This window comes from Pseudomonas sp. FG35 (assembly GCF_057809295.1).
In genome coordinates this window covers 488,143-509,974 of sequence record NZ_JBMDJR010000001.1, presented here as the reverse complement: position 1 = coordinate 509,974, position 21,832 = coordinate 488,143, and the positions used below count along the sequence as shown (strand labels likewise).

The 21,832-nt window shown below is 60.6% G+C and carries 17 protein-coding genes; 8 read left to right on the top strand and 9 right to left on the bottom strand.

What is annotated here, in order from left to right:
* Positions 1 to 53 precede the first annotated feature (53 nt).
* Positions 54 to 1,022: an AraC family transcriptional regulator gene (locus tag ACODTD_RS02265; protein WP_285355743.1), complete on the top strand. Its 969-nt coding sequence runs from the start codon at positions 54 to 56 to the stop codon at positions 1,020 to 1,022.
* A gap of 37 nt (positions 1,023 to 1,059) precedes the next feature.
* Here the strand turns inward: ACODTD_RS02265 and ACODTD_RS02260 are convergent, their stop codons facing one another.
* The 6 genes from ACODTD_RS02260 to ACODTD_RS02235 all read right to left on the bottom strand — a co-directional run bounded on the left by ACODTD_RS02260 (position 1,060) and on the right by ACODTD_RS02235 (position 6,801).
* Positions 1,060 to 1,821, bottom strand: a complete 762-nt coding sequence (locus ACODTD_RS02260; RefSeq protein ID WP_285355741.1) for an SDR family oxidoreductase — start codon at positions 1,819 to 1,821, stop codon at positions 1,060 to 1,062.
* 29 nt (positions 1,822 to 1,850) lie between these two features.
* Complete coding sequence (locus tag ACODTD_RS02255; RefSeq protein WP_285355739.1) at positions 1,851 to 2,678, bottom strand: DMT family transporter; 828 nt, start codon at positions 2,676 to 2,678, stop codon at positions 1,851 to 1,853.
* A gap of 75 nt (positions 2,679 to 2,753) precedes the next feature.
* Positions 2,754 to 3,659 (bottom strand): transcriptional regulator GcvA, encoded by a 906-nt coding sequence (gene gcvA, locus ACODTD_RS02250; RefSeq protein WP_285355737.1) that lies wholly within the window; start codon positions 3,657 to 3,659, stop codon positions 2,754 to 2,756.
* A gap of 41 nt (positions 3,660 to 3,700) precedes the next feature.
* A complete protein-coding gene (locus ACODTD_RS02245; RefSeq protein ID WP_489104383.1) occupies positions 3,701 to 5,692 on the bottom strand; it encodes an FUSC family protein in 1,992 nt (663 codons plus the stop codon).
* Positions 5,692 to 6,600, bottom strand: coding sequence for an efflux RND transporter periplasmic adaptor subunit (locus ACODTD_RS02240; protein ID WP_285355733.1), 909 nt, complete (start codon positions 6,598 to 6,600; stop codon positions 5,692 to 5,694). The genes ACODTD_RS02245 and ACODTD_RS02240 overlap by 1 nt, the downstream gene beginning before the upstream one ends.
* A 12-nt stretch (positions 6,601 to 6,612) precedes the next feature.
* A complete protein-coding gene (locus ACODTD_RS02235) occupies positions 6,613 to 6,801 on the bottom strand; it encodes a DUF1656 domain-containing protein (RefSeq protein WP_285355731.1) in 189 nt (62 codons plus the stop codon).
* Positions 6,802 to 6,938: 137 nt separating this feature from the next.
* Here ACODTD_RS02235 and ACODTD_RS02230 point away from each other — a divergent pair, with 137 nt between their 5' ends.
* The 4 genes from ACODTD_RS02230 to ACODTD_RS02215 all read left to right on the top strand — a co-directional run bounded on the left by ACODTD_RS02230 (position 6,939) and on the right by ACODTD_RS02215 (position 13,899).
* Entirely contained in the window at positions 6,939 to 7,748 is an 810-nt protein-coding gene (locus tag ACODTD_RS02230; RefSeq protein ID WP_285356101.1) for an AraC family transcriptional regulator, read from the top strand.
* 272 nt (positions 7,749 to 8,020) lie between these two features.
* Complete coding sequence (gene mexE / locus ACODTD_RS02225; RefSeq protein ID WP_011334072.1) at positions 8,021 to 9,274, top strand: multidrug efflux RND transporter periplasmic adaptor subunit MexE; 1,254 nt, start codon at positions 8,021 to 8,023, stop codon at positions 9,272 to 9,274.
* 15 nt (positions 9,275 to 9,289) lie between these two features.
* Positions 9,290 to 12,481 (top strand): efflux RND transporter permease subunit, encoded by a 3,192-nt coding sequence (locus tag ACODTD_RS02220; RefSeq protein ID WP_201818385.1) that lies wholly within the window; start codon positions 9,290 to 9,292, stop codon positions 12,479 to 12,481.
* Positions 12,478 to 13,899 (top strand): efflux transporter outer membrane subunit, encoded by a 1,422-nt coding sequence (locus ACODTD_RS02215; protein WP_011334070.1) that lies wholly within the window; start codon positions 12,478 to 12,480, stop codon positions 13,897 to 13,899. The genes ACODTD_RS02220 and ACODTD_RS02215 overlap by 4 nt, the downstream gene beginning before the upstream one ends.
* A gap of 58 nt (positions 13,900 to 13,957) precedes the next feature.
* On the opposite strand, the gene ACODTD_RS02210 is transcribed toward ACODTD_RS02215, so the two are convergent.
* The 3 genes from ACODTD_RS02210 to ACODTD_RS02200 are packed head-to-tail and all read right to left on the bottom strand — an operon-like array spanning position 13,958 to position 17,268.
* A complete protein-coding gene (locus ACODTD_RS02210) occupies positions 13,958 to 14,938 on the bottom strand; it encodes an HlyD family secretion protein (protein ID WP_011334069.1) in 981 nt (326 codons plus the stop codon).
* A gap of 4 nt (positions 14,939 to 14,942) precedes the next feature.
* Positions 14,943 to 15,143, bottom strand: a complete 201-nt coding sequence (locus ACODTD_RS02205) for a DUF1656 domain-containing protein (RefSeq protein ID WP_041475267.1) — start codon at positions 15,141 to 15,143, stop codon at positions 14,943 to 14,945.
* Positions 15,133 to 17,268, bottom strand: a complete 2,136-nt coding sequence (locus ACODTD_RS02200; protein ID WP_011334068.1) for an FUSC family protein — start codon at positions 17,266 to 17,268, stop codon at positions 15,133 to 15,135. Before ACODTD_RS02200 ends, ACODTD_RS02205 begins: the two co-directional genes overlap by 11 nt.
* Before the next feature lie 192 nt (positions 17,269 to 17,460).
* Between ACODTD_RS02200 and ACODTD_RS02195 the strand changes: the two genes are divergently transcribed.
* From ACODTD_RS02195 to ACODTD_RS02185, 3 genes are all read left to right on the top strand, one after another.
* Entirely contained in the window at positions 17,461 to 18,516 is a 1,056-nt protein-coding gene (locus ACODTD_RS02195) for a HEAT repeat domain-containing protein (RefSeq protein ID WP_489104382.1), read from the top strand.
* A 128-nt stretch (positions 18,517 to 18,644) separates the two neighbouring features.
* Entirely contained in the window at positions 18,645 to 20,147 is a 1,503-nt protein-coding gene (locus ACODTD_RS02190; RefSeq protein WP_041475266.1) for an ATPase domain-containing protein, read from the top strand.
* Positions 20,144 to 21,814 (top strand): ATP-binding protein, encoded by a 1,671-nt coding sequence (locus ACODTD_RS02185; protein ID WP_011334065.1) that lies wholly within the window; start codon positions 20,144 to 20,146, stop codon positions 21,812 to 21,814. The genes ACODTD_RS02190 and ACODTD_RS02185 overlap by 4 nt, the downstream gene beginning before the upstream one ends.
* Positions 21,815 to 21,832 lie beyond the last annotated feature (18 nt).

Below are 21,832 nucleotides of genomic sequence, written 5' to 3'. Positions count from 1 at the left end.
ATCGGATGATCTATGATCCAAAGTCTCTATTTTTTGATCAAAACACCTGAACAATGTCTGCAGATCAGTTTGCTCTCTCCTCGGACCTCATCAATGAGCTATTGCGCGGCATGCGCCTGCGTGGCGTTGAATACCGGCGTATCCAGGCGGGTCCAACGTTCGGATTGGGCTTCGCGCAAAAGCCTGGGCACGCCTGGTTCCACTTCATGGCCGTGGGCAATGCGGAACTGCGAATGGAGGACGGCAACACCTACGCGCTGTCTGCCGGCAACGCCGTGTTCATCTCCCATGGCGCAGCTCATCAACTGTTTTCCCATCCGGACGCGTCTGTTCAAGACATCGACGGTCTAGACGGCGAAACCTTGGGTGACACCATCAGTGCGGTGGATACCGGAACCGATGCCAGCCCCACGCCGAGCACTATCTTGTTCAGTGGGTGCATGGAGTTTGAACTGGGCAGTATCCATGGGCTCGGCCGGCTGATGCCGGGCCTGATGCTGATTGATGCCGGCGGCCAGCGTTACCCTGGGCTGGTACCGATCCTGACCGCCATGGAACGCGAGGTCAGCGCCGCCCGTGTTGGGTTCGCCGGTATCCTCGCGCGGTTGGCCGACGTGGTGGCCGCCATGGTTGTTCGCGGCTGGGTGGAGTGCGCCTGCGGCAATGCTTCCGGGTTGATCGCCGCCTTGCGCGATCCACGCTTGGCCGGTGCACTGCTTGCGCTCCATCAACAACCGGGCCGCGACTGGACCGTTGCGCAGTTGGCAGAGCACTGCAATACCTCGCGCTCGGTATTCGCGGAGCGCTTCCAGGTCACGATTGGCATGACTCCACTGCGCTACGTGACCGAACTGCGAATGCGGCTTGCAAGCCAGTGGCTGACGCTCGAAAGGCTGCCGATTGAAGAGGTTGCGCAGCGCTTGGGCTATACCTCCCAGGCTGCTTTCAGTCGTGCATTCAAGCGCATTACGGGCAGGACACCAGGTTTGAGTCGCAAGGCGAGGCAGCCCGCGACTATTTGAAGTCCAGCGCAAGGAGTCAATGATCCGCGCCTCTGAGTCATTTGCCGCCGGTTACGTCGAGGAATGTACCGGTCACAAATGATGCCTCTGCGCTGGCCAGCCACAAAATGGCCCGCGCCACCTCCTCTGGCTGCCCGCCCCGGCCCATCGGGATTGAGTCCTTGACCCGATCGACCCGCCCCGGTTCGCCGCCGCTGGCATGCATGTCGGTATAGATGTGGCCCGGTCGGATACAGTTGACGCGAATGCCCTCACGGGCCACCTCCTTGGCGAACCCGATGGTGAACGTTTCCAGCGCCCCCTTCGATGCTGCGTAGTCAACATACTCATTCGGACTGCCCAGACGCGCCGAAGCCGACGAGACATTGATCACCACGCCTCCCGCACCACCGTGCCGCAGAGACATGCGCTTCACAGCCTGCTGGGCGCACAGAATCGGCCCGAGCGCATTGACCGCAAAGATGCGTTGCATGCGTTCGAAACCCAGATCCTCAAGGCGTGACTGCTGCGCCAGCACGCCTGCGTTGTTGACCAGGACATCAATACGCCCGAACGTGCGGTCGATCGCTGTGAAAAGCCTCGCGACCTGCTCGGGGTCGGCACTGTCCGCGCGCATCGCCAACGCCTTGCGCCCCATGGCTTCTATATCTGCCGCTACCGCCAGCGCGGCAGACTCATTGGCAACGTAACTGATCGCCACGTCGTAGCCCTGCTCGGCAGCGAGTCGGGCGGTGGCGGCGCCCACTCCTCGGCTGCCACCGGTAATCAGAATCAGCGGAGTCTGCGAGACGTTAACCATGAAACTACTCCTGAGCAGATGAAGCCGAGTCAGCCGATGATGATCGCGCCGCTGGCGATCACCACACAGGCCAGCATCCGGCGGACGGTAAGTGTTTCACCGAGGAACAGGTAGCCAAGCAGCGCCGCAAACAGCACGCTGGTTTCACGCAGGGCTGACACCGCGCCCAGCGGGGCTTCGTTCATCGCGTAAATAACGATTGCATAGGCAAGCAGAGAGACCAGCCCGCCCATCGCTGCAGCGGACATTCCGGGTCGGATCGAAAACAGGCTGCGGGCATCGCGCAGACCGATGTACACCGCCGGCATCAGCACGCCCCACAAGGCACTCATCCACACCGTGTAGGCAAGCGGCGCACCGGAAAGCCGGGCGCCAATGCCATCGACCACGCTATACGCCGCGATAAAACCACCGGTGCCCAGCGCATAAGGCAGGCTGGGCACCGACAGGCTGCGCCCCCGGAAGGCCAGCGAGATGATTCCGCCTGACACCAGCGCAATGCCGAGCAACTGGCCGGGGGTGATGGTTTCGCCGGCAAACAGCGCGGCGCCGAGCGTGATCAATGCAGGCGATGAGCCGCGCGAAATCGGATAAATCTGTCCCAGATCGCCGACCCGGTAACTGCGCACCAGAAACAGGTTGTAACCAACGTGCAGCATTGCCGACAGCAGCGCATACCCCCAGCTCTGAGGCGCAGGCGCCGCCATGAATATCGCGGCAACTGCACAGACCATGGCGATGGCAACGCACATCACCGTCATCGACCAAAGCCGATCGGCACCGCCGCGCAGCAATGTATTCCAGCCGGCGTGCAGCAGCGCGGCGAACAGGACAAGGAGGACGAGATGAGTAGGCATTGGCCATTCTAGGCAGCCTGAGCGGCCGGATTACAGAGAAGACTCCTCATTGCACCATGAGTGATTCTTCATGCCTCAAACGTGTCCGCCTTGCACTTTAAGCGCCTCACCGAGCAACCATTCGCGAAAACTCTCAATGTGCGGCTGCGTCTCAACGCCCTTGGGGCAAACGAAGTAATAAGCGAGCGGTGACTGAAACGGCACGTCGAACAGCCGCACCAGACGGCCATCGTCGATTTCCTTCTCGACGTGCCCGCTGCGCACCAGAGCAATGCCATGGCCGAGCAAAGCCGCCTCCACCGTCATATTGGTATCGCCAAACCTGACGCTTTCCCGCAGCGGGGAAAACGCCAGCCCGACGGACTGGAACCACGCTTCCCATTTCGGCGCCAGTTCGGCGCCGTCACGAGCCAGCAGCGGCAACTGCAGCAAATCGGCGGGACTGCCCGGCATTCCGACGCGTTGCAGCAGTTCGGGACTGGCCACCGGAAAAACCTGCTCACCGAACAAAAACTGCGAATACAGACCGGGGTAGTTGCCCTTGCCCAAGCGGATCGCGACATCGGCTTCGCTGCTGGCGAAATGGATGACCTTGTCCGTGGTGTCCAGCGACACCAACAGTTCCGGGTGCTGGCGGGCCAGGCTCGGCAAGCGTGGCAGCAACCATTTCAACGCAAAGGAATACGTCGTGCTGACGCTGAGCCGGACCCTGCCCTTTTGCTCACGCAGATCAGCCAGCGTCGCCTCAAGGCTCATGAAAAACTCGCGCACAATCGGCGCCAGGGTAGCGCCCGCAGGCGTAAGGCGTAACGACTTGCCCCTTTCAAACAGCTGCAAGCCCCATAGATCTTCCAGGTGTCGCAGCTGGTGGCTGACCGCGCTCTGGGTCACATGCAGTTCCTGCGCGGCGGCGGTGAAAGTCGGGTGCCGGGTCGACACCTCGAAAGCACGCAAGGTCGAAGTCGGTGGCAGATCTCTCATAAGTAATGGGTCCGGGATCGGCAGAAATCGAAGTATGAATATCAAGTCATGTTAGAGCGAAAGTTCAGTGGTTGCCTCTTGCGCGTAACGGGACTCGCGATGATTGCGTATTGCTCCAGCAGCCAGGCGAGGTTCGAGTAAGCAATCGCCAGATGATCCGCCCCGAGCCGGCTCATCGCTTTTGCTGTGCGCCGTGCCTGTGCCGCGCTGATCGCCGGGACATCTGCATCGCGAGCCATCCGCCGAATGCCGGTACGAGCACATTGGGCGACGGCGGAGTCAGGGCCCAATTCGCAGGTTTTGTGATGCAGTTGGTTCAATTGCCTGCTCAATTGCAGTGACAGCCAGCCTGCTCGGTCATCGAGCGTGCTCTCGGTGCCAAGCAGATTTTTCAGTGTGACGATTCGATGCTGTTGTTGCGCTTGCCACTGCGGGTGATTGACAGCGCCTGAACGGCGCAGCAGTGACCGAACGCCGCTGTGGATCGAACGCTTCAGTGCTCGAACATCCCGGGCTCTGTCTCTCGGCATTATCTGGAAGGCCAACAGGCAGATGGCCATGGCCACGAACCAGGCGAGCGACTGATTCGCGAAATCGGCGAAATCATAGATCGCGGTTCCGCCCGTACTCACCAAGGTGTTGAAGCCGATCAGGTATGCAACCCCTTGCAACGCGCTGCGAGGCTGGCTCGTTGCGTGAATCCCGAACGACCAGAATGCCGCCAGCGACAGCAGCAACAGAAGGAAATCGTTGATCTGCGGCAGCAGCAGAAACTTGCACAGCGCAGCTGCGATCACGGCATAGAACGTACCCCGGATAAAACCGGCCATGCCTTGTTCAGGCGCGGGAGCGGTCGCCAGCAGCGTGCAGCAGGGTCCAGCCACCGCCAGCAACGTGGGGCCCTGATCCCAGCCGCTGAGGTACCAGACTGCGCCGGCGGCCAACAGGGCGAGCAATGCTCTGCAGCCGTTGCGCGCGGCATCGGCGTAGTTGCGGTGGAAACTCACGGCCCTTACCGGTTCTCGGCGACGGTGATCGACGCTGGAAAAGTGCTGCAAGGCTGCGCTCAGGTCGGCCAGTTGTTCGCCGAACGAACGTGGGCCTGGGGTTGCCCGCTTACAAGCGTCCACCCGAATACGCAGTTGGTCCACGATCAGGGCACAGGCGCGATAGTCTCCATCAGCATCGTTCATCCGCTGGCTCAGCGCGTGCAACGCCGAGCTTGTTTGGGCGAGTAATGTCGCGTCGTTTTCCATGCAGTGCCGGTCGTAGTGCATGTCAAGCACCACGGCTTGCAGGTGCGCCAGCCCTGCCTGAATTGCCGGTTGCCGCGCGCGAAGCAGCACAGACTCACCACGTCCGAGCCCTAACAGATCGTCCACTTTGCCGATATCGATGGCGAGCTGATGAACCTGTGCAATCCGCTCGACACCCTGTTCGCCCGAGAGGCGCATCGCGAGCAGTCTGGCGCTGCGGGCACAGACCTCGGCGAGCGTGCGCCTGATGGTGTTTTCCATGGTTCTCGGACTGAACAGCGTGACCACCAGGCTCAGGCACAGCACGCCGATTGCCACCGCTGTGCCGCGAGTCATGATGTGTTCGAAAGCCTTTTGCGGCGCGACAATGGCCGGCCCCAACGCCAGGCAGACGGTATAACCGGCCACCACGGCGGCAGTGGCCTGGTAATGACGCAACACGGTCATCGCCGCCACACAGAAGCCCAACCAGAGACCGATGCCCAACAAGAACAGCAGCATCTTTTGCGCAAACAGCCCGGTCAGAGCGCAGGCCGCGAGCAAACCTGCCAGCGTTCCCAGCATCCGATAGAAGCCCTTGCCGCGAACCGCGCCTTGTATCGGTTGCACCAATAGCAACACGGTGGAAGCGCCCGAGAACGGCGAGTCCAGATGCAGCTCAAAGCCGAGCCACAGCGCCAATCCTGCCGCCAGGACGCTGCGCAGTACGTAGGCGAAAGTGGCAGACGTCCAGGGCTGAGGAATGACCGCGAACAGCCGTATTACCAGACTGGTCATCACATGAATGCCTGCAACCAATGGATGAGGCGCCAGCGCGACACCTCGTCGGGCCGGGCGACTTCGACGCTGGCGGTCATGCCGGCTGCCAGCTCCACGCCTTCCGGTACCTTGTCCAGTTCGATGCGCACCGGCACACGCTGCGCCAGGCGAATCCAGCTGAAGGTCGGGCTAACCTCGGGCAAGCCGCTGTCGTTGCGCACCTCATTGGTGTCCGCAATTCCCCGGCCCATACTTGCGACATGGCCTTCGAGCAACGGCGCGAAGCTCATCAGCTTGATCGACACCGGCGCGCCAATTCGCACACCCGGCAACTTGGTCTCTTCGAAATAACCCGTGATCCAGAAACTGTGGCCCTCGACCACGAACAGGTTTGTATGCCCAGCCTCTGCGTAATCACCCGGGTGCAGCCGCAGTTGCGTGACGTAGCCATCAACTGGCGAGCGGATCGTCGTGCGGTCAAGGTCGAGTTGCGCCTGGGCAAGATGACTGCTCGCCGCGTCCAGCCGCGATTGGGCCACTGCCAGGTCACGCGCGGCGTTGTCGACTTCTTCCCGGGCGATGGCCCCGGCCAGTTGCGCACGTCGTTTGTATTGGGCATTGCGCTGATCGAACACACTGCGTGATTCGGCCAACTCCGCCTTGCGCTGCTGCAGGGCCAATCGATAAGAGCGCGAATCGATGCGATACAGCAAATCGCCCTTGGTCACCCATTGGTTGTCGCTGACCGCCAACTGATCGATTTGCCCGGACACCTCCGGTGCAATCCGCACAACTTGTGCGCTAACGCGCCCGTCCCGCGTCCAGGGCGCCAGGACGTAAGCGCGCCAGAGTTGCAGGCAGAACATCAGGGCCAATGTACCCAGAACGAGGGTGACAGCAAACTTGAGCACTTTAACGACAGACATGGCGAACCTCGCTCAGTAATGGACAACCAGCGCTGAAAGGACGATGAGCGAAACGAAGAAGCGTGCCAGCGCGGGATGCCAGGCGCTGTCCAGCCAACGTCGAGTCAGACGTTCAATGCCTGTGTAGGCCAGGAACGCCACACCGAGGTATATGAAGAAAGGAGGAAAGTAGAGATTGGCAATAGAGACTTCATTAAGCATGGCAAGTACTCGGTTCCATATTTCAGCGTTCGCCCCGCGGTATCGGGCGTGTTGAAAATGCTATGGAATCACTGTGCTTGCCGATATTGAGTAGACTGCCAAAATATAATCAAAATCGGACAACCTGCGAGCTCGCCATGACCGAACTCCACCCTTTGCCTGTCGATCAGTTCGAGTACGACAACCTCGCGCAGCATGCCGTCGCGCTGATGCTCGCCCCCCAGCGCAACGACAGTGAGTCCGCCGAACACAAGCACCGTAAAGGACAATTGGTCGTGGCTTACCGCGGCGGCATTGTCTGCACGGGCGAAAATGGTGTGTGGATGGTCCCTTCAGGTTTCGGTGTCTGGATTCCCGGCGGTATTTCCCACAGCAACCGCGTAACGGCCAACGGTCAGGTGTGTTTTCTGTTCGTCGAACCCGGCGCCGCCTCATTGCCCGATCACTGCTGCACATTGGCGCTGTCGCCGCTGATTCTGCAGTTGATCCTGCACCTGAGCGATCAGGCGCAGGATTACCCCGCTGACTCGCGTACCTCGCGGCTGGCCGGTGTGCTGCTTGAAGAGCTTGAAGTGGCACCGACCGAACAGCTTTACCTGCCGCTGCCCGCCTCCAGACCACTGCGCACGATCGCTCGGGCCTTGGCTCAAGCCCCCGCAGACCGCGCCACCATGGCCAGTTGGGCACAAAAGGTGGCGATGAGCGAACGCTCGCTGGCCCGACTGATAAAAGCCGAAACGGGGCTCACCTTTGGCCAGTGGCGCAAGCAATGGCAAATCATCGTCGCGCTGCAAAGCCTGGCCGAGGGGCAATCCGTGCAAAGAACCGCGGAAGTGCTGGGCTACGAATCAGTCAGCTCTTTCATCAGTATGTTTCGCAAAACATTGGGAAGCCCACCCGCACGCTATCTGCGCAGTACGCAAATATCGGCGTTGGGGGATCGCTAAGCGTGAAGGATGTCGAGGCTCGATAACTTCAGCGGAACATTTAATCGCCGCATAATCCTCACCGCGCAATTTCGCCTGCGACAGTTGCCGATCACGCAACACAGAATTGTCATCGAATCGATTGATAGCCTCCTAACGAAAGGTGCATGCTAGAGGGCTTCCCTCGGGTTTATATCATTCCGAATGATAGTTACCTTCGTGTCATTCGATTCGTTTGCTACCTACCCGCCGAGCATCATCCGCCCATCTTCAATACATTGGCGGATGCATCCATGGAACAATCACTCAAACATTTGCGCTTCCCGTTGGCTCTGTTGGCCGTGCTGGTGATGAGCGCGTGCGGCAAGACTCCGGAAACTGCCGCCACCATGCCCGCTGCCAAAGTCAGTGTGGCCAAGGTGCTGGAACAACCGGTCAACGAGTGGGACGAATTCACCGGGCGCCTCGAGGCGCCGGAAACCGTTGAAATCCGTCCGCGGGTCTCCGGCCAGATCGACGAAGTCGCCTTCACCGAAGGTGCGCTGGTCAAGAAAGGCGACCTGCTGTTCCAGATCGACCCGCGTCCGTTCCAGGCTGAGGTCCGCCGCCTCGAAGCTCTGGTTGCCCAGGCCCGCGCCAACGCCACCCGCAGTGAAAACGAAGCCGGCCGAGGCGAACGCCTGCGTGCCAGCAACGCCATCTCCGCTGAACTGGCCGACTCGCGCACCAGCGCTGCACAGGAAGCACGCGCCGCTGTCGGCGCCCTGCAAGCGCAACTGGATCTGGCCAAACTCAACCTGAGCTTCACCCGCGTCACCGCGCCAATCAGCGGCCGCGTCAGCCGTGCCGAGATCACCGCCGGTAACCTGGTGACTGCCGATACCACCCCGCTGACCAGCGTGGTGTCCACCGACAAGGTCTACGCCTACTTCGACGCCGACGAGCGTGTATTCCTCAAATACACCCAACTCGCCCGTCAGGGTCAGCGCGGCGCGACCACCCCGGTGTACATGGGCCTGTCCAATGAAGACGGCAACCCGCACCTGGGCCAGATGAACTTTATCGACAACCAGGTCAACCCGAAGACCGGCACCATCCGTGGTCGCGCGGTGTTCGACAACAGCGACGGCAGCTACACCCCGGGTCTGTACGCACGCCTGAAACTGGTCGGCAGCGGCACCTACAACGCCATGCTGATCAACGACGAAGCGGTCGGTACCGACCTCGGCAAGAAGTTCGTGCTGGTGATGGATGGCGACAACAAGACCGCCTACCGCGCCGTTGAACTCGGTCCGAAGATCGAAGGGCTGCGTATCGTGCGCAGCGGCCTGAACAAGGACGACACGATCGTCGTCAAGGGTCTGCAACGGGTTCGCCCTGGCTCCCCGGTTTCGCCTGAAGTGATCCCGATGGCCAGCGAGCAAACCATTGCCGCTCTCGCTCAACAACGACAAGCGCTGGAAGCCAGCAACCTGCCTAAAGTCGCACCTGCCAAAGGCGCGCCGGGTTCGGTTGTGAAACTGGCTGCTGCGACCCCACGCGGTTAAGGGACGACAACTCCGATGAATTTTTCCCAATTCTTCATTTCACGGCCGATCTTCGCAGCGGTGCTTTCGCTGTTGATCCTGATCGCCGGTGCGATTTCGCTGTTCCAGTTGCCGATCAGCGAATACCCGGAAGTCGTGCCACCGACCGTGGTGGTGCGTGCCAACTTCCCGGGCGCCAACCCAAAAGTCATCGGTGAAACCGTGGCCGCTCCATTGGAGCAGGCCATCACCGGCGTCGAGAACATGCTGTACATGTCCTCGCAATCCACCGCTGACGGCAAGATCACCCTGACCATCACCTTCGCCCTGGGCACTGACCTGGACAACGCGCAGGTGCAGGTACAGAACCGCGTGACCCGGACCGAGCCGAAACTTCCCGAGGAAGTGACGCGCATCGGTATCACCGTCGACAAGGCGTCGCCCGACCTGACCATGGTTGTGCACTTGACCTCGCCGGACAAACGCTACGACATGCTGTACCTGTCCAACTACGCGATCCTCAACATCAAGGATGAGCTTGCTCGCCTCGGTGGTGTGGGTGACGTGCAGCTGTTCGGTATGGGCGACTACTCGCTGCGTGTATGGCTCGATCCGAACAAGACCGCTTCGCGTAATCTGACCGCGACCGATGTGGTGACCGCGATTCGCGAACAGAACCGTCAGGTTGCCGCCGGTCAACTGGGTGCTCCTCCTGCCCCGACTGCGCAAAGCTTCCAGCTGTCGATCAACACTCAAGGCCGCCTGGTCACCGAGGAAGAGTTCGAGAACATCGTCATTCGTGCAGGCGAGGATGGTGAAATCACTCGCCTGAAGGACATCGCTCGCGTTGAACTCGGTTCCAGCCAGTACGCCCTGCGTTCGTTGCTGAACAACCAGCCGGCCGTAGCGATCCCGATCTTCCAGCGCCCAGGCTCCAACGCCATCGATATTTCGAACGACGTTCGGGCGAAGATGGAAGAGTTGAAGAAAGGCTTCCCGCAAGGCATGGACTACAGCATCGTCTATGACCCGACAATCTTCGTACGCGGCTCTATCGAGGCGGTGGTTCACACTCTCTTCGAAGCACTGATTCTCGTGGTTCTGGTGGTAATCCTGTTTCTGCAGACCTGGCGCGCCTCGATCATTCCGTTGGTGGCGGTGCCGGTATCGTTGATCGGTACGTTTGCAGTGATGCACCTGTTCGGCTTCTCGCTCAACGCCCTGTCGCTGTTCGGTCTGGTACTGGCGATCGGTATCGTGGTGGACGACGCCATCGTGGTGGTGGAGAACGTCGAGCGGAACATTGAACTGGGGCTCAACCCCTTCGATGCGACTAAAAAGGCCATGGGTGAAGTAACCGGCCCGATCATTGCCACGGCGCTGGTGCTGTGTGCGGTGTTCGTACCGGCGGCATTCATCTCGGGCCTGACCGGTCAGTTCTACAAGCAGTTCGCACTGACCATCGCGATCTCGACCGTGATCTCGGCGTTCAACTCGCTGACCCTGTCGCCAGCACTGGCCGCTGTGTTGCTCAAAGGTCATGACGCCCCGAAAGACCGCTTCTCGCGAGTGCTGGACAAGATCTTCGGTGGCTGGCTGTTCCGTCCGTTCAACCGTTTCTTCGACCGTGCCAGTCATGGCTACGTCGGCACCGTACGCCGGGTCATCCGTGGCAGCGGCATCGCCCTCTTCCTGTACGCAGGCCTGATGGTGCTGACCTTCTTCGGTTTCTCCAGCACACCGACCGGTTTCGTACCCGGCCAGGACAAGCAATACCTGGTGGCCTTCGCGCAACTGCCGGACGCCGCGAGCCTGGACCGCACTGAAGACGTGATCAAGCGCATGTCCGACCTGGCACTGAAGCAGCCAGGCGTGGAAAGTGCCGTAGCGTTCCCGGGCCTGTCGATCAACGGTTTCACCAACAGCCCGAACGCCGGCATCGTGTTCGTGACCCTGAAACCGTTCGACGAGCGTAAAGACCCGAGCATGTCCGCCGGTGCGATTGCCGGTGCCTTGAACGGCCAGTACGCCGGGATTCAGGAAGCCTACATGGCGATCTTCCCGCCGCCGCCGGTACAGGGTCTGGGCACCATCGGTGGTTTCCGCCTGCAAATCGAAGACCGGGGTAACCTGGGCTACGAAGAGCTGTACAAGGAAACCATGAACATTATTGCCAAGAGCCATAACGTTCCGGAACTGGCCAACCTGTTCACCAGCTACACCGTGAACGTGCCGCAGGTCGATGCCGCCATCGACCGCGAAAAAGCCAAGACCCACGGCGTGGCCGTCAGCGACATCTTCGACACCCTGCAGATCTACCTGGGTTCGCTGTATGCCAACGACTTCAACCGCTTCGGTCGTACCTATCAGGTCAACGTTCAGGCAGAGCAGCAGTTCCGTCTTGAATCCGACCAGATCGGCCAGCTGAAAGTACGCAACAACAAGGGCGAAATGATCCCGCTGGCGACCTTCATCAAGGTCAGCGACACCTCGGGCCCGGATCGCGTGATGCACTACAACGGCTTCATCACCGCTGAAATCAACGGTGCGGCAGCCCCGGGCTACAGCTCCGGCCAGGCCGAAAAAGCCATCGAGAAACTGCTCAAGGATGAACTTCCGAACGGCATGACCTACGAGTGGACCGACCTGACCTACCAGCAGATTCTGTCCGGCAACACTGCGCTGTTCGTATTCCCGCTCTGCGTATTGCTGGCGTTCCTGGTACTCGCGGCGCAATACGAAAGCTGGAGCCTGCCACTGGCAGTGATCCTGATCGTACCGATGACCCTGCTGTCGGCCATCACCGGTGTGATCATCTCTGGCGGCGACAACAACATCTTCACCCAGATCGGTCTGATCGTACTGGTGGGCCTGGCGTGTAAGAACGCGATTCTGATCGTCGAGTTTGCCAAGGACAAACAGCAGGAAGGCCTGGATCCGCTGGCTGCTGTACTGGAAGCCTGCCGTCTGCGTCTGCGGCCGATCCTGATGACCTCGTTCGCGTTCATCATGGGTGTTGTGCCACTGGTGTTCTCCAGCGGTGCCGGTGCCGAGATGCGTCATGCCATGGGTGTGGCGGTGTTCTCCGGGATGCTCGGTGTGACCTTCTTCGGTCTGCTGCTGACCCCTGTCTTCTATGTGCTGATCCGCAACTTCGTGGAGCGCAGTGAAGCGCGCAAAGCGGCCAAGGCGCAAAATCTTCAAAAGCCACTGGAGGCGCACCCATGAGTCTGAAAGTCTTTCTGCCGAGCCTGCTGGTGCTGGCCCTGAGTGCCTGCGCCGTCGGCCCTGACTACAAGACCCCGACAACGGAGGCGGCGAACATAACGTCCGCCACCGACGGCGCCGCCGGCCAGAAGAACTTCGACCGTTCGAAATTCGAAGGCATCTGGTGGCAGCAGTTCGACGATCCGACTCTCAACCAGTTGGTGACCCAATCGCTGCAAGGCAACCGTGAACTGCGCGTGGCGTTCGCCCGCTGGAAAGCCGCCCGGGCGATCCGCGACGACGTCAGCAACGATGCGATGCCGACCATCACCAGCCGCGCCAGCAGCGATCTGGCCAAAGGTCAGATTCCGGGCCAGACCACCAAACGGGTCAACAGTGAACGCTATGACCTGGGCCTGGACATGGCGTGGGAGCTGGACCTGTTCGGACGCATCCAGCGCAATCTGGAAGCCAGCGACGCCGACCAGCAAGCGGCTGAAGCCGATCTGTACCAACTGCAAGTCACCATGATTGCCGAACTGGTAGACGCTTACGGTCAACTGCGCGGCGCTCAATTGCGGGAAAAGATCGCCCTGGCCAACCTGAACAACCAGCAGGAGTCGCGCAAGATCACCATCAGCCTGCGTGACGCCGGCGTTGGCGATCAGCTCGATGTCGAACGTGCCGATGCTCGTCTGGCGTCGGTCGAAGCCAGCGTGCCGCAATTGCAGGCGGAACAGGCCCGGCAGAAAAACCGCATCGCCACCCTGCTGGGTGAACGTCCGGACAAACTGACCGTCGACTTGAGCCCGAAAGACCTGCCGGCGATTGCCAAGGCCTTGCCGATCGGTGATCCGGGCGAACTGCTGCAACGTCGTCCGGACATCCTCAGCGCCGAACGCAAACTGGCTTCGGCCACGGCGCGTATCGGTGTGGCCAAGGCCGACCTGTTTCCTCGGGTCAGCCTCAGCGGTTTCCTCGGCTGGACGGCCGGACGTGGCTCGCAGATCGGTTCTTCGGCGGCCAACGCCTGGGCGCTGGGCCCGAGCATTACCTGGGCAGCGTTCGACCTCGGTAGCGTGCGGGCCCGTCTGCGCGGCGCCGATGCCGATGCCGAAGGCGCACTGGCGACCTACGAGCAGCAAGTGTTGCTGGCACTGGAAGAGTCGGAAAACGCCTTCAGTGATTACGGCAAACGTCAGCAACGTCTGATTTCGCTGATCCGTCAAAGCGAATCGAGCCGCAAGGCTGCCGACCTCGCCGAGATTCGCTACCGCGAAGGCACCACCGATTTCCTGGTGCTGCTCGACGCCCAGCGTGAACGCCTGAACGCCGAAGACAGCCAGGCCCAGGCCGAAGTGGATCTGTACCGCGGCATCGTCGCGATCTACAAGGCTCTTGGTGGTGGCTGGCAGCCAGAGACGGTCGCCAGCAAGTAACAGTTTTTAAAGAGCTCCTTTGGTTGGCCGCAACCAACCAAATTTTTTGCCCCGCGTATCATTCGGTCGCGGGGCTTTTTTGCGCCTGTCTTTCAGGGTTTTCCAGCACCGTAACTGTCGCTGTGGTGCCGGCTCTCAGTCGGTCCTTGCCTGAATAATCGGGATCGATACCGATCCGCACCGGTACTCGTTGCGCCAGTTTTACCCAGGTGTAGCTGGGGTTGATGTTGGCCAGCAATCGACTGCCCGGCGCGTTTTCCCGGTCAGCAATGGCGAAGGCGATGCTCTGCACGGTGCCGCCGAATTTTTCCCCGCTCATCAATTCGATCCGCACCCGGTCACCCTCCTCGATTCTTGGCAACTTGGTTTCTTCGAAATAGCCGCTGACATAAAAGGAGCTGCTGTCCACCAGCGCCAGCAAGGCACTGCCGGCCACCGCGTAATCCCCCTGACGGGTCAACAAATTGGTGACATATCCGCTGACCGGCGCTTCGACTCGGGTACGTTGCAGATCCAGTTCAGCCTGGGTCAATGCAGCAATCGCCAGTTGCACGTTGGCTTCGGCCAGACCGAGATTCGCCTGATTGCGCAACAGATCCGCCTGGGCCACGGCCACGTCGGTACTGGACTTCTCCCATTCCTCCCCGGAAATCGCGAACCCTTGCTTGAGCGTTCGTCGCCGACGTTCTTCGCTCTGGCGTTGTTTGAGCAATGCCTCGCTGGCGACAATGGCTGCTTGTGACTGCCCAAGCGTGGCCTTCGAGACCTCCACCGAGCGTTTCGCATGCTCGACGGCCAGGCTGTAGCGAGCCGGGTCGATCTCCAGCAGCAACTGCCCCTTGTCGACATGCTGGTTGTCCTGCACGGCGAGCGTGACGATGCGACCCGAAACATCCGCCGACAGCGTCACCACATCCGCCCTCACCCGCGCATCCCGCGTCCACGGGGCCCGGGTGTAATGTTCCCAGGCGAACCAGCCAAGCACGATTGCCAGCAGCACCACCGCCAATGTCGTCAATCGAGTGAGCAACGTCTTCAAGATTTCAGGCTCCCATCAGCAAAATCAGTGCGGCGCATACACAGGCGTACAAGGCGCCTTCGAACAGCGCCTCGTGCCAGACAAAACGCAGGACGCCAAGCCGGCGCAAACCCCAGTCGAGCACCAGAAAAACCGGTATGGCCATTAACAGGGCCTGGGCAATGGGAGGCAGGTAGACGCCGCCAATCTCGAAATCAATGGGCAAGGACGGGCTCTCCTTCAGAATTGTCGGGCTGCAAATGCTCGCCATGTCGTTCCAGAAACGACACCACGATCAACAGGGCCACACGCATGCGAAAGACCGACCACAAGTGCTCATGGGTGGCGACATGCAAGGCATCCAGATCATCGCCGAGCGCTTGCAGCGTAGTCAGTAACGGTGTCAGGCGCACATCTGGTCGGCCGGCGACAAAACGACCGGTCTGACGCAATGCCGTCGACAGCTGCCGAACGAATGCGTCAGTGAGCAGAGTATTGTTCTGTGCCTGTTGCCTGAGCTGGTGCATGGCCACGCCCAGCGCTACACAGGCGAGACTGATTTCATACAAACGCTGCATGTCCCGATCATTGGCGGCTGGCAACACCCCCAGCATCGAGGTCAGGCGATCGACCATGCGACTTTCGAAGGCGAATTGCTGTTCGTCGGTAGCCGGGCTTTTTGTCAGTTGATAGACCTGCTCCCGCGCCTCGTTATAAAAGCGCCTGATTCGAAAGGCCGGGCGGAACGGGAAGATCCAGGCGTAGACGATCAGAGCCAGTATCGCCGCACTGACGTAGGCGCCGGCAAATTCGAACCATTGAATGGCGGTGTTCTGTCCGGTGCCGACGTTCTGCGGTCCCAGCATCAGGAAACTCGACAGCCCCAGTCCCATGCCGATACCGGCGGTGGCCGGGCTGGACAGTCCGACTGCGATCACATACAGCAAAGGCGCAAGCAGCAAGGCCAGCATCTCGAAATCACTGATCGCCGGAACCAGCATGAACTGATAGAAGGCCGACACCACCAAGGCCAGTCCCAGCCCTCGGGCGTAACTTTGCGCGGCGATCAATGGGCGCGGAAACGTCGCCATCAACGAACACAGGATCCCCACCAGAATCATCCCGCCCCGCGCGCCGTCCCACGCGGTTTCGATCCAGATCAGCCCGGCTACCAGCAACGCGCTGAAGGCGCGAATGGCGTTCATCGTTGCGAGGGTGAAATCCAGGTGCAAGGGGCTGGACTGGCCACGGAACATGCAGCTGGCCTCCCGCCCTTCCTGTATCGCGTCGCTCAGTTCGAGAATCTGCTCCAGCTGCTGCAACAGCCGCGCCTGTTCCCAGCGCAGCGCCCAGGCCAGCGAGCGCAGGGTTGCGCTCATGTCTTCCGTCAGTTGTTCGGCCTTGTAGGCCAGCGCTTCGAATTGCTGTTGCAGCGCGACGAACTGGTGCCGCACCTCGGCCGGCAATGATCGCCCTTGCTGTGCGAGCTGATCAAGAAGTGCCAGCTCCTCGGCGCGCAATTGCTGGATGTCCAGCGGCAGATCGCCCTCCCAGCGCTCGGTAAGCAATTCCCGCTGGTGACGCAACGCGGTGAGGCGCGAAGTCAGCAGCATCAGTTGATTGCCGAGTAACAAAACCAGATTGTTGGCGCTGCGCAGACGCGGAGCATCGAAATACAAGTGCCGGCGCAGCCCTTCAAGAGCGCTGATTTCCCCCAGCAGCTGCATTTGCCGGCGCTGAAAGTCCGCTTCGCTTTCTTCGGTTCGAAGCACCGCGGCTGAATGGCTGGCGACCAGTCTGATCACCTGATCGACCTTCGCGAAATAGTTGCGCGATACCGCCTCCGGCCGAGCCGTCAGCAGGCTGACCACGCAAACGCATGCCACCGCCAGCAAGGTTTCGGTGACCCGGGTCACCGCCAGCAAAAAGGTGCCGTCCTGATCCGGAATCGCCAGCAGCGCCACCACTACGGCGGTGTACCCGCTGAGCACGAACGCCTGGGAACTGGTGTAGCGCAATAACGTGCCGCCGGCCGTGCACAGGGCCAGCCACAGCGCCAGGGTCGTGATGAATGGCAACGGTGCCTGGGGAAAGATCGCCATCAGCAGCACCGCCACCATCGCGCCGAGGGTCGTTCCGATGATTTGTCCGAAGCTGCGAGCCAGCGCCATCCCGGCCAAGGGCTGGCTGATGATCACCACGGCCATGATCGACCACTTCGGCTGGTCCAGATCGAACAGGAACGCCAGGTACAACGTCAGCAATCCGGCGGCAATCGTGCGCAAACCAAACAGCAGCACTGCCTGGCTGGGGTGGATCACCGCCTTGAAATAAATAAGCAGGGATTGCATGGGTAGCCTCTTCGAAACAACTTCTGCAAGCGTAGACACTGCATGGAGGGCATGACGGCTAACAGGGTGGACACGGGCTGTAGGTCGATTCAACGCTTGTAGTAGGTCATATCGGGCAGAGAGTTTGACTCACGGCGCGAGCTGACAGAAGCTTGCGACCTCCGCTACAAAACGAAAGTTTCGGAAATTCGCATGCCTCAGTCTCGCCGCTATTTGCTCATCAGCCTCGGCCTTGTGCTGGCCCTCTTTGTGGCCTGGCTGTCATTGCGCAGTACCGCGCCCGTAGTGCCGGAAGCGATCAAGCATGGTTACAGTGAAGCGCTGGCCGCTGCTCGCGCCGGCCAGCCGGGTGCCGCGCGGGTTTTGTACCAGCAACTGGGACGTCCGGACCTGTCGGTCAAACGTCGCGTCTGGCTGCATGCGGAGTTACCCAATTACCCGAGCCCCCAGGCCCTGAAACTGGCGGATGCCGATCTGCAAAACCAATCGCCGGAGGTCCGGCTGGCGGCAATAAAAAGCGTGACCGGCCTGGTGCCGGGCGGTCAGCGCAGCCTGCTGCTGGGCCCGTTGCTCGACGATGAGGACCAGACCGTACGCTTTGCTGCGATCAACGCCCTGCTCGGCTTGTCGCCGGATCAGCTGGGCCTGTATTTCGCCCCGCTCCAGCAAGGCATCGACGTGTGGGAGCAAGCGCTCAAGAGCCAGCCGGAAAGCGCCGCCAATTACGCTCAACTGGCGCGCCTGTACCTACACAACGCCGAACTGAAACAGGCACAGCAAGCGCTGGAGCAAACCCTGCGTCTCGATCCCGGCAACCTGCCGGCGCTGGTGATGCAGATCGAAGTGCTTGATCGTCAGGGCCAAAGCGACGCCGCACGGCAACTGCTCGCCCGACAATTGAAGGCCCAGCCCGATTCGGCTTATCTGCAGCATGCGCTGGGCCTCTGGCTGCTGCACCACGATCAACGCGAATATGCCCTGCTCGGCTTGTCCAAAGCCGTGGAACTGGAGCCCGACAACAAAGACTATCGCTACGACCTCGCCACCACCCTGCACAGCGCCGAAGAACTGGAAGCGGCGCAAAAGCAGTTGCAGGAAATCGTCCAGCGCCACCCTGCCGACCGCAGGGCGCGGGTATTGCTGATCAAATACTGGAAAGAAAGCGGTCAGTTGCAGAACGTACAGATTCTGCTGGCCCAGCTCGAACAGATGAACCCTGACGATCCCTCGTTGCAGCAAGGTCTCTAGCGACCTTCTCGACGCAACCTGCAAGAAACTCGGAACCGCCGTCTCGGCAAAAGGTCAAGTAATCAGGCAGTGCAAAACGGCGTCCGGCGCCCGCTGCCTCGTTTCCCCTAGTCATGAGAGGGCATTTTTTGTCTACATCGAACGCGTTGATCAGTGCAAAAGCCGCCACCGGCATCGAAGGGTTGGACGATATCCTCGCCGGTGGTCTGTCCCGCAGTCACGTTTTCTTGCTGGAGGGCGAGCCTGGAACCGGTAAAACCACAGTCGCGTTGCATTTTCTGCTGGCCGGCGCCCGTGCCGGCGAACGTTCGTTGTACATCACGTTGTCCGAAACCGAGCGCGAATTGCGCCAGGGCGCGGCTTCCCACGGTTGGGAACTGAACGAAAACATCGAAATTTTCGAGCTGACGCCCCCGGAAAGTCTGTTGAACGCCGAGCATCATCAGAGCCTGCTGTACTCCTCGGATCTTGAGCTGGGCGAGGCAACCAAGCAGATTTTCGAAGTGGTCGAGCGCTTCAAGCCCACCCGGGTCGTGCTGGACAGCCTGTCGGAAATTCGCCTGCTGGCGCAAAGCTCCCTGCGCTACCGTCGACAGATCCTGGCGATCAAGCATTACTTCGTGCGTTACGACGCCACGGTACTGCTGTTGGATGACCTGACCACCGAATCCCTCGACAAAACCGTTCACAGTGTCGCCCACGGCGTGATCCGCCTTGAAGAACTGACCCCCAACTATGGCGCTGAACGTCGTCGCGTGCGGGTGATCAAGTACCGTGGCCAGAAATACCGTGGCGGCTTCCATGACTTCACCATCATGGGCGATGGCGTGCACGTCTTCCCGCGTCTGGTGGCGGCGGAGCACCGCGGTGATTACCCACGGCTGCAACTGTCCAGCGGTATCAAGGAAATGGACGCCTTGCTCGGTGGCGGTATCGAGACCGGCTCCAGCACGCTGATTCTCGGACCGGCGGGCACGGGCAAATCCTTGATCACGATGATTTTCGCGGCGGCGGCCGTGGCCCGTGGAGAAAAGGCCGCCCTGTTCATTTTCGACGAAGAGCTGGGCTTGCTGTTTGAGCGCATGAACAACATCGGCATTGACCTGAAGGCGTTGCAGGCCACCGGCAATCTGCTGATCGAACAGGTGGACGCCGCCGAATTGTCCCCCGGCGAGTTCTCTCACCGGGTTCGACGCTGCGTCGATGAAGGTGACATCAAGACCGTGGTGATCGACAGCATCAACGGCTATCAGGCCGCGATGCCGGAAGAGAACGCCCTGGTGCTGCACATGCATGAACTGTTGCTGTACCTGAACCGCAAGGGCGCCGCGACGTTCATGACCGTCGCCCAGCATGGACTGGTGGGCGACATGCAGGCCCCGGTCGACATCACTTACCTCGCCGACACTGTGATTCTGCTGCGTTATTTCGAAGCCCTCGGCAAGGTTCGCAGGGCAATTTCGATTATCAAGAAACGCACCGGCAGCCACGAATCAACCATTCGCGAGTACCGTATTTCCAAGCGTGGCATGACCATCGGTGAACCGCTGGACGCCTTCCAGGGCGTACTGCGCGGCGTGCCTACTTACCTCGGCGCGAGTAATCCGCTGCTCAAGGATGACAACTTGTGACCGTCACCGTGCCGCTGTCGGAACGAGCACTGATCCTTGCGCCCCTGGGGCGCGACAGCCAGGTTGCGCTGATGATCCTCAACGAGGCCGGCTACGGTGGTCTGATCACGCCCGATCTGGCTACGCTCTGTGCCGAACTTGAACCCGGCGCCGGGTTACTGCTAATCGCCGCCGAGGCCCTGCGTGGCCCGGAGCTGGAATCCCTGCTGTCATATCTCGATCAACAGCCCGCCTGGTCAGACCTGCCGATTGTGCTACTGACACACCATGGCGGCTCAGGACAGGGCCCCTCGTCTCAGCTCAGCAAATTACTGGGCAACGTGACGTTTCTTGAGCGCCCTTTCCATCCGGTGACCTTGGTCAGCCTGATCTCCACGGCCCTGCGAGGGCGACGACGACAATACGAGGCCCGCGATCGCCTGATCGACCTGAGCAATAGCGAGCGGCGCCTGCAATCAACCCTCGAAACCCTCGAGCAACAAGTCGAGGAACGCACGGCGCAACTGCGGCACAACGAAGAAGCTCTTCGTCAGTCACAAAAGATGGAAGCGGTCGGTCAACTCACCGGCGGTATCGCCCACGACTTCAACAACATGCTGACCGGCATCATCGGCAGTCTCGAACTGCTGCGTCGGCGACTGGCTCGTGGCCGGCTTGACGATCTCGACAGCCTGATCGATCTCGGAGTGACTTCGGCCAACCGCGCCGCCGGTCTGACCCATCGTCTGCTGGCGTTTTCCCGTCGCCAATCGCTGGATTCCAAAGCCGTACAGATGAACGATCTGGTGCAATCGATGGGTGAACTCCTGCAGCGCAGCCTCAACGAAAGCGTTCAGCTGGACATGCGCCTGCATAAAGAATTGTGGGTGGCCGAGGCGGATCCGAATCAACTGGAAAGCGCCCTGCTCAACCTGGTGATCAACGCGCGTGACGCGATGCCCGATGGCGGCAACCTGGTGGTCGAGACCGGAAATCAGGTGCTTGAGCGGGATTTCACCGACGCTTACAGCAACCTGGAACCCGGCGATTATGTCGTTTTGAGCGTGACGGACAACGGCTGCGGCATGCCCGAAAGTGTGATCAATCGCGCGTTCGACCCGTTTTTCACCACCAAGCCGATCGGCCAGGGTACAGGCCTGGGCCTGTCGATGATCTATGGTTTCAGCAAGCAATCCGGGGGGCATGTGTCGATCGACAGCAAGATCGATGAGGGCACCACGGTCAAACTCTATCTGCCGCGTTTCCAGGGCGAATCGCTGCCTCACGCACCGACGGACATGGAACAGGCGCCCGACGCCGTGGAAGGCGAAACCGTCTTGATCGTCGAAGACGACCCGGCCGTGCGCGTGCTGGTCAGTGCGGTATTGAGTGAATTGGGTTACGGATTTGTCGAAGCCAGCGATGCCGACGGTGCCGTGCCGATTCTGGATTCGGAGCAGCGCATCGACCTGCTGATCAGCGACGTCGGTCTGCCGGGCATGAACGGTCGGCAACTGGCGGAAATCGGCCGGCAATACCGGCCAGACCTGAAGGTCCTGTTCATCACAGGTTATGCCGAACACGCGGCAGTGCGCGGCGGGTTCCTCGACCCGGGCATGCAGATGATCACCAAGCCGTTCACGTTCGACCTGCTGACGGCGAAGGTGCGGGAGATGATTCGCGGGTGACGCTTTGCTCCTTGTCCT

Excerpts from the sequence above, each read along its gene's own strand:
- ACODTD_RS02260 (WP_285355741.1), bottom strand. The coding sequence starts at position 1,821 with ATGGTTAACGTCTCGCAGACTCCGCTGATTCTGATTACCGGTGGCAGC.
- ACODTD_RS02245 (WP_489104383.1), bottom strand. The coding sequence starts at position 5,692 with ATGACCAGTCTGGTAATACGGCTGTTCGCGGTCATTCCTCAGCCCTGG.
- ACODTD_RS02255 (WP_285355739.1), bottom strand. The coding sequence starts at position 2,678 with ATGCCTACTCATCTCGTCCTCCTTGTCCTGTTCGCCGCGCTGCTGCAC.
- ACODTD_RS02235 (WP_285355731.1), bottom strand. The coding sequence starts at position 6,801 with ATGCTTAATGAAGTCTCTATTGCCAATCTCTACTTTCCTCCTTTCTTC.
- ACODTD_RS02220 (WP_201818385.1), top strand. The coding sequence starts at position 9,290 with ATGAATTTTTCCCAATTCTTCATTTCACGGCCGATCTTCGCAGCGGTG.
- ACODTD_RS02230 (WP_285356101.1), top strand. The coding sequence starts at position 6,939 with ATGACCGAACTCCACCCTTTGCCTGTCGATCAGTTCGAGTACGACAAC.
- ACODTD_RS02215 (WP_011334070.1), top strand. The coding sequence starts at position 12,478 with ATGAGTCTGAAAGTCTTTCTGCCGAGCCTGCTGGTGCTGGCCCTGAGT.
- gcvA (WP_285355737.1), bottom strand. The coding sequence starts at position 3,659 with ATGAGAGATCTGCCACCGACTTCGACCTTGCGTGCTTTCGAGGTGTCG.
- mexE (WP_011334072.1), top strand. The coding sequence starts at position 8,021 with ATGGAACAATCACTCAAACATTTGCGCTTCCCGTTGGCTCTGTTGGCC.
- ACODTD_RS02265 (WP_285355743.1), top strand. The coding sequence starts at position 54 with ATGTCTGCAGATCAGTTTGCTCTCTCCTCGGACCTCATCAATGAGCTA.
- ACODTD_RS02200 (WP_011334068.1), bottom strand. The coding sequence starts at position 17,268 with ATGCAATCCCTGCTTATTTATTTCAAGGCGGTGATCCACCCCAGCCAG.
- ACODTD_RS02195 (WP_489104382.1), top strand. The coding sequence starts at position 17,461 with ATGCCTCAGTCTCGCCGCTATTTGCTCATCAGCCTCGGCCTTGTGCTG.
- ACODTD_RS02240 (WP_285355733.1), bottom strand. The coding sequence starts at position 6,600 with ATGTCTGTCGTTAAAGTGCTCAAGTTTGCTGTCACCCTCGTTCTGGGT.